The 14,346-nt window shown below is 48.7% G+C and carries 14 protein-coding genes and 1 tRNA gene; 8 read left to right on the top strand and 7 right to left on the bottom strand.

Features of this window, described 5'->3' with window-relative positions; genetic code table 11:
- Positions 1–5: 5 nt before the first annotated feature.
- Positions 6–923 (bottom strand): chemotaxis protein CheV, encoded by a 918-nt coding sequence (locus L6J37_RS08715; RefSeq protein WP_192014683.1) that lies wholly within the window; start codon positions 921–923, stop codon positions 6–8.
- A gap of 138 nt (positions 924–1,061) precedes the next feature.
- Between L6J37_RS08715 and flgA the strand changes: the two genes are divergently transcribed.
- The 4 genes from flgA to L6J37_RS08695 all read left to right on the top strand — a co-directional run bounded on the left by flgA (position 1,062) and on the right by L6J37_RS08695 (position 3,557).
- Positions 1,062–1,769 carry a flagellar basal body P-ring formation chaperone FlgA gene (gene flgA, locus L6J37_RS08710; RefSeq protein WP_192014682.1) on the top strand — a complete coding sequence of 236 codons (708 nt, stop codon included), beginning with the start codon at positions 1,062–1,064 and terminating at the stop codon, positions 1,767–1,769.
- Positions 1,770–1,850: 81 nt separating this feature from the next.
- On the top strand, positions 1,851–2,162 hold the full coding sequence (gene flgM, locus L6J37_RS08705) for a flagellar biosynthesis anti-sigma factor FlgM (protein ID WP_120510251.1): 312 nt from the start codon (positions 1,851–1,853) through the stop codon (positions 2,160–2,162).
- A 42-nt stretch (positions 2,163–2,204) separates the two neighbouring features.
- The gene (locus L6J37_RS08700; protein WP_192014681.1) at positions 2,205–2,630 is read left to right on the top strand and encodes a flagella synthesis protein FlgN; all 426 of its coding nucleotides are present in this window, start codon (positions 2,205–2,207) and stop codon (positions 2,628–2,630) included.
- A 285-nt stretch (positions 2,631–2,915) separates the two neighbouring features.
- Positions 2,916–3,557, top strand: coding sequence for a trimeric intracellular cation channel family protein (locus L6J37_RS08695; protein WP_192014680.1), 642 nt, complete (start codon positions 2,916–2,918; stop codon positions 3,555–3,557).
- A gap of 63 nt (positions 3,558–3,620) precedes the next feature.
- Here the strand turns inward: L6J37_RS08695 and L6J37_RS08690 are convergent, their stop codons facing one another.
- Both L6J37_RS08690 and L6J37_RS08685 read right to left on the bottom strand, forming a co-directional pair.
- Positions 3,621–4,049, bottom strand: coding sequence for an LPP20 family lipoprotein (locus tag L6J37_RS08690; protein WP_120510248.1), 429 nt, complete (start codon positions 4,047–4,049; stop codon positions 3,621–3,623).
- A gap of 8 nt (positions 4,050–4,057) precedes the next feature.
- Complete coding sequence (locus L6J37_RS08685; protein ID WP_192014678.1) at positions 4,058–4,693, bottom strand: FlgO family outer membrane protein; 636 nt, start codon at positions 4,691–4,693, stop codon at positions 4,058–4,060.
- 255 nt (positions 4,694–4,948) lie between these two features.
- On the opposite strand from L6J37_RS08685, the gene L6J37_RS08680 reads away from it, so the two are divergent.
- From L6J37_RS08680 to L6J37_RS08670, 3 genes are all read left to right on the top strand, one after another.
- A complete protein-coding gene (locus L6J37_RS08680) occupies positions 4,949–6,091 on the top strand; it encodes a flagella assembly protein FlgT (RefSeq protein ID WP_192014677.1) in 1,143 nt (380 codons plus the stop codon).
- Positions 6,092–6,146: 55 nt separating this feature from the next.
- Positions 6,147–6,223 (top strand) — tRNA-Arg (locus L6J37_RS08675).
- 274 nt (positions 6,224–6,497) lie between these two features.
- Entirely contained in the window at positions 6,498–6,671 is a 174-nt protein-coding gene (locus L6J37_RS08670; protein WP_162940893.1) for a hypothetical protein, read from the top strand.
- A gap of 90 nt (positions 6,672–6,761) precedes the next feature.
- On the opposite strand, the gene gltX is transcribed toward L6J37_RS08670, so the two are convergent.
- Positions 6,762–8,186, bottom strand: a complete 1,425-nt coding sequence (gene gltX, locus L6J37_RS08665; RefSeq protein ID WP_218383779.1) for a glutamate--tRNA ligase — start codon at positions 8,184–8,186, stop codon at positions 6,762–6,764.
- 252 nt (positions 8,187–8,438) lie between these two features.
- Between gltX and L6J37_RS08660 the strand changes: the two genes are divergently transcribed.
- The gene (locus L6J37_RS08660; protein ID WP_237794790.1) at positions 8,439–9,077 is read left to right on the top strand and encodes a YccT family protein; all 639 of its coding nucleotides are present in this window, start codon (positions 8,439–8,441) and stop codon (positions 9,075–9,077) included.
- Between the two features lie 237 nt (positions 9,078–9,314).
- Here the strand turns inward: L6J37_RS08660 and L6J37_RS08655 are convergent, their stop codons facing one another.
- The 3 genes from L6J37_RS08655 to zipA all read right to left on the bottom strand — a co-directional run bounded on the left by L6J37_RS08655 (position 9,315) and on the right by zipA (position 14,334).
- Complete coding sequence (locus tag L6J37_RS08655) at positions 9,315–10,445, bottom strand: porin (RefSeq protein WP_192014674.1); 1,131 nt, start codon at positions 10,443–10,445, stop codon at positions 9,315–9,317.
- A 566-nt stretch (positions 10,446–11,011) separates the two neighbouring features.
- Complete coding sequence (ligA, locus tag L6J37_RS08650; RefSeq protein WP_237794789.1) at positions 11,012–13,024, bottom strand: NAD-dependent DNA ligase LigA; 2,013 nt, start codon at positions 13,022–13,024, stop codon at positions 11,012–11,014.
- A gap of 194 nt (positions 13,025–13,218) precedes the next feature.
- A complete protein-coding gene (zipA, locus tag L6J37_RS08645; RefSeq protein WP_237794787.1) occupies positions 13,219–14,334 on the bottom strand; it encodes a cell division protein ZipA in 1,116 nt (371 codons plus the stop codon).
- Positions 14,335–14,346 lie beyond the last annotated feature (12 nt).

Here is a 14,346-nt window from a genome sequence, read left to right as displayed (position 1 = left end):
TTAGTTTATTCAGGCATGGCCGCTTTAACTGCTGCGCCAAGTTCATCAGGATTAAACTTGGGAATAAACGCATTAGCACCGACTCTGTCTACCATGGCCTGATTAAATACCCCACTCAACGAGGTGTGCAGGATAACATGTAAATCTTTTAGTTTGGCATCATTTCTGATGGCCGCCGTCAGGGTATAACCGTCCATTTCAGGCATTTCGATATCAGAAATCACTAAATCAAGCTGATTATAGATACTATCTTCTGTTGCCATTTCACGGAGCTTGTTGAGGGCTTCTTTACCATCCTTCACCAGAATGCACTCGCAACCGATTGATTCAATTGCCCTTTGCACCTGTTTACGCGCCACACTGGAGTCATCAGCCACCAGTACGCGGCGAGTGACCGGATTGTCACGAATCATCTCATCCCGCAATGTCTGTGACACTTCCGTGTGCCTTGGCGAAATTTCATCCAGGATTTTTTCCACATCCAGAATTTCGACCAATTCACCATCAATTTCTGTCACCGCGGTCAGGTAGTTACCACTGCCTGCACCTTTAGGAGGCGGAAGAATGTCTTCCCAGTTCATATTAATGATTCGCTCAACAGCAGACACCAAAAAACCCTGCACAGAGCGATTAAACTCGGAGATGATCACAAAACAATTTTCTGTGCTCTCAATCGGACGTCCGCCAGTTGCCAGGCTCATGTCAATCACAGAAATGGTCTGACCACGAATATGGGCTATCCCTTTCACCAGCGGATGAAGATTCGGCATGGCTGTGAGCTTAGGGCACTGCAGTACCTCTTTGACCTTGAAGACATTAATGCCGTAGCGCTGGCGGCGGTTCAGCTTGAAGGTCAGCAACTCGAGACGGTTTTGTCCCACAAGCTGAGTGCGCTGGTTCACAGAATCCAATATCCCCGACATATAACGTGACTCCAAAGTTGTCGAAATGAATTGTTGTAAAAATAGACAATCTTGAAGGATCAACGGGTAATCCGAGTCAAAATCCCCTATCATGGGGCAATTGTAGCCCCAGAAAGCGACATAAAAAGAGCGAAAAGCGTGACAGGAAGAACACAATTTACACTCTGTTTAATCTTTATCGGCATACTGTGCGGTTTCTTAAGCATGAATGCAATTGCTGCTAGCGATAATATGCTCAGTAATGTGCGCGAGGCAGCAGCGGATCACATCAGAAGCCTGGTGGACAAACCAGAGCGCGGAGAATTGGACATTACAGCCTCCGAGCTGGATAACCGGTTACGCATTGGTGATTGCCAAGACGCACTTGATACGTCTGTGCCGGGTAAGCAGTCTCTGACCGGCAATGTCACCGTTCTGGTCAGCTGCCCTTCAACAAATTGGCAGGTTTACGTACCGGTGCAGGTTTCCCTCTTGCTGCCCAGAGTCGTTGCCGCAAGACCACTGGCCCGCGGCGCAGTCATTGCCGACTCAGACTTGCAGGTACGTCAGGTTGAGAGTCGTTATCAGAGAGGCATAGTGTTCGAATACCCTGAGCAAATCATCGGCTCGACAGTAAAACGTAATATCAACATGGGTGAGGCCGTACTGGGTAATGATATCTGCCTGGTATGCCGTAACGATTCCGTGCTGATCAGAGCAGGCCAGAGTGGCCTGAACATAGTAACTAAGGGGACCGCGCTGTCCGATGGCTCTCTGGGTGAAGACATACGGGTGCAGAACAATAAGTCACGCCGCATTATCAATGCGACCATTACCGCAGTTGGTGAAGTCACAGTGAAGTACTGAACGAAAAAAATGCTAAAGTTAGTCATAGCCTTGCCGATAGCAGGGCATCAACGATGAATATCTGTTAAAGGCAACACGATTATGGCAAGTATTGATTCCCTGCGTAGTGGTCAGCTGTTAAGCAACCTGCGCAACAGTAGCAGTACGAACAACACACAAGGCAGGACCGAGGCCAGAGAAGAGTCTGGTCACACGCCTCGGGATGCGGTCTCACTGAGCTCGCAGGCACGTGCGGTCGGGCAAATTCATCAGCAACTGGCTGCTGAACCGAGCTTTGATCGCAACAAGGTCGAGTCGATTAAAAATGCCATCAGCAATGGTTCCTACCAGGTTGATGCGGATCGACTGGCCAGCAATATGCTGCGATTTGAGGACGAATTACGCGGGCTCTGATATTATCCATAGCTTGCAGATTCAGCGCCGGAGTGCAGAAACATGTCGCCAACCATAGAACAATTACTTGCCCAGCAACATGCCACGCTTGAGGCTCTGTTACGCCTGCTAGAGCAGGAAAGGGCGTCAATTGTGAACCGTGAGGCTGGCGACATTACCCGGCATGCCAGTGACAAAAAATCACTGGTCGATAAAATCCAGCTTCAGGATCAGCAAATCGCCCGACATTCGCAAAGCAGTCAGTTGAAAGAAAATCCTGAGCTTACCCGTCAAGTGGAAGCCATCCAGGCGCTGGTTGACGAATGCCGAAGCCAGAACGAGATTAACGGTGCCGCTTTGCAGCGTGCGCAGCTCAGTTTCCACAAACTTAACAATCTGTTCCAGCAGAGCCTGGGTCATCACCAGACATACAACAAAGAAGGTGTTGCACAGAATCTGCGTTCCTTAGGCACGAACCTGAAAGCCTGAATCCCCCGCCCATTACCCGTCAGTTATTTGACACTGATGTGCTCTATGTCTGTCTCTGTGCAAAAACGTTATAAATCAAGGCCGAACTGGTAGCATTCAAACTGTTCACTCCCATCTCGTAGACACTCTCAGCCAGAATGGCTTGCAAGGCTATCTGTTTGGCATTCGGGTGTCAGAATTATGTCAGCTAATGAAACCACTCAAAAATTTCATTGGATATTGACTTGAATCACATTTACCATTGCGCCCAATACCTTATCCCTATTCACTAAGAGTCTGATTTTCATGCTATTAACCATTTTATATATTGTCGGGATCACCGCAGAAGCGATGACAGGCGCTCTGGCTGCCGGCAAGCGCCACATGGACTGGTTTGGTGTGATGCTGGTTGCCAGTGCAACAGCCATAGGCGGCGGGACGGTTCGGGACATACTCTTGGGTCATTATCCCCTGAACTGGATTGCCAACCCGCAGTATCTGCTTATCACGTGCCTGGCGGGGTTAGCCACCACCTGGATTGCGCCTCTGGTGGTTCGCTTTCATAAAATATTCGTTATTTTAGATGCATTAGGTCTGATCGTATTCAGCATCTTGGGCTGCCGGGTTGCCATGAATATGGGGCAACCTGTGATCATCTGTCTGGTTGCCGCCGTGGTAACGGGTGTATTTGGTGGTTTGCTTCGGGATCTGATCTGCCGTCGCACGCCATTAGTGCTTCACAAAGAGCTGTACGCTTCGGTCGCATTTATTGCTGCCGGACTCTACATGGCCCAGCTTCACTTTGGTGTGTCGGAGAACATTGCGATAGGGGTCACACTGGTGACAGGGTTTCTGCTGCGCCTTGCCGCGATTCGTTTCAGCTGGCAACTTCCCGTTTTTCGGATAGATGAGTCAGCAGACAAGCCGAAAGAAGAAGCAAAGAGTTAGAGACAAAGACAAGGCGGCAACCTGACTGGCATAAAGTTGCCGCCTTGCCTGACGAAAGCGTATTTAGAACATCACTTCCTGATTCGCAGGTACATGATAGACCTCACCCTGCTGCTTCATTCGCTCCATTTTATTTAAATCGAGCTGCATTTCAGTCACATAACTATCGCCTACCGGGTAGCTGCGGATCACTTCTGCTCCGCGAATCACGCCGTCCACCGCGCCATCGGTCTCTTCTGAATCAAGTTGCTGATCTGTCAGTCCCGTCCTGGCACTGATACGCATGCCATAGACCTGCTCGGTCAGCTCACGGTAAGCATCCACTTTCGAAGCCCGCATCGCACGAATGCGTTTTTCTTCAAGGGTTTGACCGCGTTGCTCGCTGATTGAAGCGTAGCCAACCGCAGTCAGCAAGTTGATATCGCGAAATTCTGTTAACGGCTGGCAACCAGACAGGGTAATCAGCAAAACAGCCATCCACCAAAACCGCATAGTGACTCCTAAGGTTTTAAAATAATTGAATTGTTCTCAAATTTTGTTGCTTCTGAGCGAATCAGAACACCGTTTTCCAGACGCATTTTATTGAGTGTATCCAAATCGCGTCCGATCCGGTCTTCCGGCAGGAATCCCTGGGCGCTGGCGATCACGACGCGGGAGCGCATACCAATCACACGTGCATTGATCAACACCCCGCCACCCTGGCGCAGCATTGTCCCGGTCAGTACATAGTCCACCGGTTGTTCAGCAGCCAGTTCCTTCCAGTTACGGCTCAGGGAAAAATCCCCTTCCGCTGTCACACGTATCGCACCGGTTGCCTTGTAATCCACCACAGTGTATCCCAATTGCTGCATGTGATACATGAAGCCTTCAGAAACGGCATTACCCAGCCAGTTTGTTTCATTCATCTGCTGCATATCAACAAATGAAGTCACGGCCAGCGGTGTTTTCGCTGTCAGGTACTGATTCGAATCGACCAACTGCTTGGTCAGACCTTCAATAAAAAAGTCCATGGTATGGCGAGGCGTTTCCGCCAGCAGAAAATTGCTGCCCGTATAGCTCTCTTTACCATTATAAATTGGTGAGTATGCACATGATGCTGTCAGCAGCGACAACAGCAAGATGGTCAATTTTTTCATTCTACCCTGCTCCGGAAGAAACGAGACAATGGCTTTTTATCGTCCGCTATCTCGAAAACTTTACGACTTTTCATTGCCTCGCTCCCAATTCGAAATTTTGGGAACACTCTTTGCATGCATCAGCTAGCGACTCAGGATGTTGGCACAGCAAAAAGCTGATAGGCTAATCAGCATGAATCCATGGTGATTCAACCTGAACGACACACAAAACTTAGCAATTATCGTACCGAAATCGCCCCCGAGATTGGAAAACCTATGAAAAAGACGCTCAGGAAAGCCCTTTGGGGTCTGGGAATGCTCACTGCTTTACCACTACAGGCCGCCTGGTTTGAAGTGACTGGCCAGGCTATCTTGCTGGAAAGTAAAACATCGGCCCGAACCAATGCGATTGAAGACGCTGTCTACCGCGCCATGTACTATTCAGGGGCTGATTTTTCCAGCTTTGCGCAAATGAAGCCTTACTTTCAGGAAGACAGGCAGGATTATCAGTTCAATGGCACCGAAGTTCGCCACGTGCAGATCAGCAAGGCGTTTACCAAGGACGGCAATTACTATGTCACCGCCAGGGTTGATATCTACCCGTCGGCAAAAAGTTGCCACAACATCCAGTACAAGAAAGGCCTGCTGATCAGTGATTTCTCGCTCAGTGTTCCTCAACAAGCGGCGCTGGGGGGCATTTACCAAATCGGCAAAGATTTTACCCAGTTACTTAAGCGGCAGATTGGTAAGCAATCGCAGAGCTTTGTTGTGACAGGCACCAGTGAGATCCCTCTCCAGCCAGGTAATCCCGACGCTATGATGATGCTGGCGGAAGATTATGATGCACAATATATTATCAGCGGACAGGTGACGGATCTGACCTCCACGCTTGATCAAAGCCTGCTATCTGATGACAAAATTAACAGACAGTTTTCCGTAGAAACCATGGTGATCAACGGCAAAACGGGGGAAATTCTGTCCCAGCGGAAATACCGGGAAGTAGCAGAATGGCCGTTTTCCCGCATCAGCCAGGTAGATACTCAAAGCGCCCGCTTCTGGGTATCACCTTATGGTGCTGCGCTGCAACGTTTAAGCCGGAATATCATGCTGGACATGGAATCGTCTCTGGCCTGCCGGGCCAGTCTGCCTGAAGTCATTAATGCACATGGCAATCAGGTACAGATCAATGTCGGCAGAGTCCATGGCGTAAAACAGGGTGATGAATTAAAGCTCTGGCATACCGCCGGGTTCATCGACCAGTACGGTATTTCCCGTAACCGGATGGTTGAAACCAGCATGACGCTGGTTGTCGACCGCGTCTATGAAACTTCCGCGGAAGGCAGTGTGCAACAAAGCGATTTAGCTGCCAGTATCCAACCTGGCGATTTACTGACCAAGCAACCAGATCGCAGATACTAATTACTTAATAATTCATCACTTTTGGGTATAATGGCCTTTCTGCATTTTCAGAAAGGCTCCCTTAGCTCAGCAGGATAGAGCGTCCCCCTCCTAAGGGGAAGGCCGCAGGTTCGACTCCTGCAGGGAGCGCCATTCCCCAAACGTTACACGCTTCTACTCTCTTCTTTGCTTCCTTCTGTCTCACTGATGAGATAAGACACGGCTTTTTCGTGCTCAAAGTGAAATTATTCACCGCTCGGCCACTCTATTTGCATGACAAGATTCTGACTCTTTTTAATAATTGAAAAATATGATCTTGTTCTAGTCTAATAGTGATAAAGACCAAGTGATAAAAGAAAACCAGAGAATATGTCCATAACATTCTCTTTTCACCTATCACTTTGTGCCGCCACAAAAGGAGAGAGCTATGAAAAAGTTCGCAATGTTCGTAACAGCCGCACTGATGGCGTTAAGCTTTAATGCGTTGGCTTATACATTGTCCGGAACACCAACTCAAATCCCACAAGATGCCATGCAATACTGTGCTGGCGCACAAAACTTTTGGGTTTGCGTAGATACATTTGAAAGACAAAACAAATAGCGCTCCACCCAAAGAAAAAGCGGAGGCACTGGCCTCCGCTTTTCATCTTCAAAACTTTATCTGTACTCAGCCACTCAATGACAGTGGTGATTAAGCATTCGCTTCGCGCTGTGCGATATAGTCGAGAGCCATTTGAATACGTGAAACAACACGCTCTTTACCGATCAAATGCATTACAGCGTCCACCGATGGTGATTGTCCCTGACCCGTTACCGCTACACGCAGCGGCATGCCGACTTTGCCCATCCCCAGCTCCAGCTCCTCACAGGTTTGCTGAATCAGTTGATGTAATGCTTCAGTATTCCAGCTATCCAAGGCTTGCGCTTTGGCTTTCGCCAGTTCCAGTGCCTCTTTAGCCACCGGACGTAAGTGCTTTTTCGCCGCGGCTTCATCAAATGCGGAGAAATCCTGATAGAAATAGCGAGACTGAGCAGCAAGCTCAACCAGGGTATCGCAACGCTCAGCCAGCAGTTGAATCACGTCTGTAACAGCCGGGCCATTACTGGTAGCAATAGCCTGATGGTCCAGGTGCCATTGCAGATGCTTAGCCACGTATTCAGGCTCGCAGGTTTTGATGTAATGATTATTCAGCCAGCGAAGTTTGTCTGTGTTAAATGCAGATGCAGACTTGCTGATGTCGTCCAGACTGAAAAACTCAATCATTTCTTCCTGAGAGAAAATTTCCTGATCGCCATGTGACCATCCCAGCCGAACCAGATAGTTTAGCAACGCTTCAGGCAGATAACCGTCATCACGGTATTGCATCACGCTTACCGCACCATGACGCTTAGACAATTTGGCACCGTCATCACCCAGGATCATTGCACAATGTGCGAACTCAGGTACTGGCGCACCTAAGGCTTTGTAGATGTTGATCTGACGAGGCGTATTGTTGATATGATCTTCGCCACGTACCACGTGCGTGATCTGCATATCCCAATCATCAACCACTACGCAGAAGTTATACGTCGGGCTGCCATCAGTTCGACGGATAATCAAATCATCCATTTCACTGTTGCTGATTTCGATACGACCACGGATATGATCATCAAAAACAACGCTGCCTTCTTTCGGATTACGGAAACGAATCACAAACGGAGAGTCTGCAGTTGCCGCCGCATTGGCTGCAATAATACGAGGGTGACTGGCATCGTAACGGGGCTTCAGACCAGCAGCCATTTGCTCTTCACGAATTTCATCCAACAGCTCTTTTGAGCAATAGCACTTATACGCTTTATCTTCAGCCAGCAGTTGATCAACCAGCTGGTTATAACGGTCAAAACGCTTGGTTTGATAATATGGACCTTCATCCCAGTTCAGGCCCAGCCACTCCATACCTTCCATGATCGCATCAATAGCTTCCTGGGTGGAACGTTCGATATCAGTATCTTCAATACGAAGTACAAATTCGCCACCAGTGTGTTTAGCGTATAGCCAGGAATACAGTGCCGTACGGGCACCGCCGACATGGAGGAAGCCTGTTGGACTTGGAGCAAAACGAGTTTTAACCGTCATGAAAAGACCTTCAATCTAAATGATTCAAACGATAAGTGAGCATTAGCGGCATTCTACCACTGACACGCCAATCCTCAACCTGCTATTCAGGCAAGAGATGAAAACCTGATGCAATCGAGCGTAGCGAGAGTGACCAGCTTCAGATTATACAAGTTTGCCAGTTTTACTGCTTTACCCCGCTCACAGCCTCAGTAAACTGTATTTTTACAAACCCTACTCAAAAACTCCCTTAGCGCTTGAGGAATGTGCCCAATGAAACTGAAAAAGTTACTCCTGTCATCTGCGCTGTTGGCTTTAGCTTCTCCGTCAATGGCGCAGGTAAATGTAGAACTGCCGAAAGGTGTCCATCTTCTGGTTGTCAATGGCCAGGATGCTGGTTATTCCTCACTTGGTTTTAATCATCAGCCTGTTTTGGAATTGCCTGACGGACAAAACCAGGTCGTTTTTCGCATTGGAAAAATTGTCATGGAATCGGGCAGTCTGAAGACAAAATACGACTCAGTCCCTATTGTTGCACTTTTTGAAGCCACTGATACCAAACTGGAACTTAAGGTTCCACGTATTGATACCCTGGCACAAGGCCAGCAATACGATAAATCGCCAAGCTTCGACATACTTGATAACGGCAAACCTATTAATGTTAAGTCGGATACGCTGTCCGTTGGGTTTGATATCTCACCAAATTACGTCACATTGACCAAAGAGTACAACCAAACCCAAAGTGTTGCTTCGTTACACAATGCGCCACAATCGCAGCCAGGTACAACCAATACAGCGCAAGTGCCCAATCATCCTGATGTCGATAACATGCTGAAATACTGGTTTGAACAAGCCAGCCCTGAGAGCAGAAAAGCATTTCTGAGCTGGGCAATCAGCAACATGGATAAATAAGCCTGATCCGCTGAAACGAAAAAACAATCACCGCCGCCATTGGCGGTGGTTTTGTGTTAGCAATAAAAAAAGCACCTTTAAAGGTGCTTTTGAAATCCCAGTCCAACGCTGACATTGCTTGCCTTAACATTGCTGTCTTAAACGGCTTATCTAAACAATGATTGCTCAACCCAGCTAAGCAAAAGGACCGGCCTTCAAGGCCGGCCAAAATGAAATAAGGCAGTAGCAGTTGAGCAATTAGAAGTAGTATTCTACTCCCCATCCCCAACCGAACTCAGCGTCTGAGTCGTCTTTCGAGATCATGTATGGACGAACATACGTCAGCGCAGAGTCATCCAGGAAGTACAGCGCCTGAGCAGAAACGATGTAATCTTCCGTACCTGAAACTGAGTTACCTTTAGCATCAGCTTCCAGGTTAGCGGCATAGTTGGCTTTAAACTGCCAGTTCGCCACACCGTTGTACACTGCACCAACAGAATAGCTGTTTTGGTCGATATCCAAATCAGTCACACTGATGTCAGTTCCATCAACAGTAAGGGTTGTATCTGCGTAATCGGCTTTTTCGTTTTTGAACGCACCGTACAGACCAAAATCACCCAGGTTCAGTTCGAAACCAAGCAGATAAGCATTGGTGTCAGAGAGTGTGTCACCTTCTACATCGGAATAAGTTGGTTTGTTACCTGGCTGCTGAGCTAAGTACGCATCATAGAATACGGAAGATGCACTTACTTTACGGTCGAAACCAGCTTCATAGCCAGCATGCAGAGTAAACATACCCGTTGAATAATGTGCACCAACGCCGTAGAAGTTAGAGTCTTTATTGCCTTCATCGCCACGACCAGCCGCTACGTTAAAGGTAAAGCCGCTGTAGTTGCCTGAGTCATAACGCACCATATTAGATTGACGATCGTAACGTGCACCGCCAACGACATCGCCGCCCCAGTCAAAAATAGCACCGGCACGCTGGCCTGAATACGGCCAGTCAATCATCTCATACAGAGGCGTCAGCATACGGCCCAAACGAACTTTACCGCCGTCATCAAAGCTCACACCCACGAAAGTATCACGCACACCCAGACCGGAGTTACCACCGTTATCACCGACGTCACCGCCTTCCAGCTGCCAGATCAAATTTGGACCGCGGGCCAGATCTTTTGAGCCACGCAGGCCGAAACGGGATTCGTTTTCAACTTTCAGCGGTGCATCACCACCACCGATTTTATCTTCGCCGAATTGCCATACAGAGACAGCAATCTGACCGTAAAGATCAACAGAGTCTGTTGCTGGTGCTGCTTGTGCTGATGCAGCCATAGTTGCAGCTGCTGCAACCGCAATTCCTAATACCGAACGCTTGAACACATTTTCCATGGAAAACTCCTAAAAAACTAGCTGTATACCTGCGTCAAAATGGTTGGCCGCCGTTGACGTCAGGTGATTCTCCCCAATATGTCAGTCAAACTTATAGTGAGTTTGCATTTCCATATTTTTGTTTGGTTGAGAACTTTATAAGTTCACAGCTAAGACTACTTTCGCAGCGCAAAACATCAATCAGAAGTTAATTTGTCGTTAAAAAAATATGATTCAGCGCAAATTTATCCAGTAACAGTGATCCTAGTCATGAAACTGCAATAACACCAATAAACCCAAACAATAACCGATAAATAACAACTACTTATAAAAACAACCATCTCATTAATGAGATCTTGATAGTAGTTTTATGCATGTTGCAACAATCGTTTCACATAAATGTAAGATCTTACTTCTTATGCCATTTTTGTTAAATTTCCATTAATTTATTCTGATATCGCTATTAAAATGCTTTTCATCCGATCATAAAAAACATGATTCGAAAAAAGTTATTCACCAAACCAATAAATAAAAAGCCTGTCTCAGTCAGACAGGCTTTCATCTATTTTCACAGCTTAAATAAACAATCAGGATCCGAGTCTGGCCAGCAGTTCCGCTTCATCCCAGATTTCAATGCCCAGCTCTTGTGCTTTGGTCAGCTTGGAACCTGCCGCTTCTCCCGCAACCAGCAAATCCGTTTTCTTGGAAACGCTGCCTGTAACCTTGGCACCAAGCGCCTCTAATGCCTCTTTGGCACCGGAACGGCTGAGCTGGGAAAGTGTGCCGGTCAGCACCACCACCTTTCCGGCAAGAGGCAGTTCCGCATCATCAGCCGGCTTTTCAATATCTGGCCAGTAAACCCCTTGGTTTAACAAGTCAGAGATCACAGCCCGATTATGCTCTTCCTGGAAAAAATTATGCGTGTGGGCAGCAACTATTGCCCCGACATCAGGCACTTCAACAAGTTGCTCCGGCGTGGCGGCCATTACGGCTTCCAATGTGAAGAAATGTTTTGCCAGATTTGCAGCGGTCGCTTCACCCACTTCCCGAATCCCCAGTGAGTACAGAAAACGAGGCAGGGTGGTCTGTTTTGCCTTCTGGAATGCATCAACCAGCTTCTGGGCTGACTTTGGCCCCATGCGCTCAAGACCTGTCAGTATCCCGGCAGACAGCTTAAATAAATCGGCTGGCGTTTCGACCATTTCTTTGTCGACCAGTTGCTCAATGACCTTAGTACCGCAGCCATCCACATCCAGCGCCTTGCGTGATACAAAATGCTTTAAGGCTTCTGTACGCTGAGCCTGACAAATCAGACCGCCAGAGCAGCGTGTCACCGCCTCTCCTTCCACCCGCTCAAGTGCAGACTGGCAAACAGGACAGGTTTCCGGAAACACTATGGCCTGCGCATCATCAGGCCGGCGAGAGAGCACCACAGAGACAACTTGCGGAATGACATCGCCAGCACGGCGGATTACCACAGTATCGCCAATCATGACGCCCAGACGGGCAATTTCATCGGCATTGTGCAGCGTAGCGTTGCTCACTGTGACTCCACCAACCATGACAGGCTGCAATTTCGCCACAGGCGTAATTGCCCCGGTCCGGCCTACCTGGAACTCAACATTATTTAGCAGCGTCAGCTCTTCCTGTGCCGGGAACTTATACGCCACGGCCCATCTTGGCGCTCTGGCAACAAATCCCAGTTGCTGCTGATGACTGATACCATCAACCTTAATGACAACCCCGTCTATCTCATAACTCAGCGCCTGACGCTTTTCACCTATCCCCTGATAGAAGCCAATCACTTCACTCAGGTTATGCAGCAACCGTGTTTCAGGGCACATTGGCAGCCCCCACTCTTTTAACTGACATAAGCGCTCATACTGGCTGCCTGCCAGCTCCGTGCCTTCAACAACGCCAACTGAATAGGCATAAAAGCTCAAAGGCCGGGTCGCTGTGATGCGCGGATCCAGCTGGCGCAGGCTGCCTGCAGCCGCATTACGCGGATTCGCGAACACTTTCTCACCTTTTTTTGCTGCCCGGGCGTTCAGATCTTCAAAGCCTTTTTTCGGCATAAAGACTTCACCACGCACCTCTAGTCGCACCGGCCAGTCGCTGCCGCGTAATTTCAATGGAATGGCGCGAATGGTTTTAACATTGGCGGTAATGTTCTCGCCCGTGGTGCCATCGCCACGCGTAGCGGCCTGAACCAGTACGCCGTTTTCATACATCAGGCTGACGGCCAGGCCATCCAGTTTGGGTTCACAGCAATAAGACACTGCAGCTGTTGCTGCCAGACGCTCTCGGATTCGGCGGTCGAAGCTCTGCAATTCTTCGTCAGAAAATGCATTATCCAGCGACAGCATAGGCAATTCATGATTGATCTGGGTAAAAGCCGCCAAAGGCTCACCGCCAACACGCTGGCTGGGTGAGTCAGTCGTAATCAGTTCAGGATGCGCAGCTTCCAACGCCAGTAATTCTTGCATTAAACGATCATACTCAGCGTCCGGAACCTCAGGGTTATCCAGAACGTAATACCGGTAGCCATGATAAGCAAGCTGCTCGCGCAGGGAGACCAGCCTGGCTTGGATGTCTGTCATTTTTCTTTTCCTACATCAATTCTTATCGCTATCACTAGCGGGGATCAGGACGGTATTGTTTGTGGCGGTAGCACCTGAGTGCAATGGGCCATCACTCACCTTTATTAGTCATATTGCCGATTCCTGAACACTAAAACACAGGGCCCCTAACCGGGGCCCTGTTATTGATAAATTCTGGGCAATATTCACACCTGTTACAGGTATTTTTTCGCTTTTTCCCGGTAACCTTTCAAGCGCTGTGGCGTAATCAGATTACGCTCGTGATCCAAAATATCAGCGCCCATCTCATCCGCAATACGTTGTACGGTTTGCAGCATCAGATTGAAATTGTCATCGGCACGGCCGTGGCAAGGCAGCATCAGATAAAAAGCAATGCCAGGTGTAGCAAACTCATCCAATTGATCTTGCGGGAAGTACCCTGGGCTGACCATGTTCGCGACAGTAAATAGCACAGGCTCGGTACCTGCCAGATCAACATGGCGATGATAAACCGAGTTTTCACCATAAATCAGATGATGCCGTTCCAGGCACTGGAACAACTTCACACCCGTCAGCATTTCACCACCGCGGGCATGAACATTCAGAACCAGGAAATCAGGCTCAGGCGGCGGCTCTTCAGCCTGTACTTTTTGCGCCACAGCTATGTCAGCTTCTGACTGTTGTGAAAGCACTTCACCCTGATCGGCAGCAGATGATGTGTGCTCCGGTGCAGAATCTGAGTCTGAAACCCCACCCGACAAAGTGAATGACGGTTCTGAATCCTGAGCCTGTGCATGGTCGTGAATGCTTTCCGGCACTGACTGCCAGACGGTTTCCGGTGCTGGGTCTTTCGTCGGTACCGATTCCTGTACCAAAGCCTGAGTCGACTCTTGAACAGATCCCTGAACAGATTCCTGAACAGTTTCCTGAACAGTTTTCCTTGGCGGTTCGGTTGGCGTTACCGGATGAGATTCTACTTCAGTCGCCGAATTGGATGAGGCCGGCTTGCGTTCTTGATCAACAGGATCGGCGGCGGCACTGAACAAAGGATCGATCTCCAGTTCGTCACCGAAATGCAGCTCAGGCTCTCTTCGCTCGGCCCGCTTTGCTGCTCCTTCCGGAACCGGGCTACCGGCAACAACCCTGACAGAACCTATTCCGTCCTGATCAAAGCCTTCATTATCTTTTTCCTTACCCTCTGCCAGTCGGCCAATGGGCTTCTCGCCGAACTTGGCGGGTTTGTCCTTCCGGCTTGACCACAATCCGTGCAACAGAAGCGCTGAAATAGCCAGCACTCCCACAATAATTAGAACCAGACGCAATTCCTGCATTATGAATACTCT

This window comes from Photobacterium sp. WH77 (genome assembly GCF_022014395.1).
GTDB classification, from domain to species: Bacteria; Pseudomonadota; Gammaproteobacteria; order Enterobacterales; family Vibrionaceae; genus Photobacterium; species Photobacterium arenosum.
This window is presented reverse-complemented; position numbering and strand designations above follow the sequence as displayed.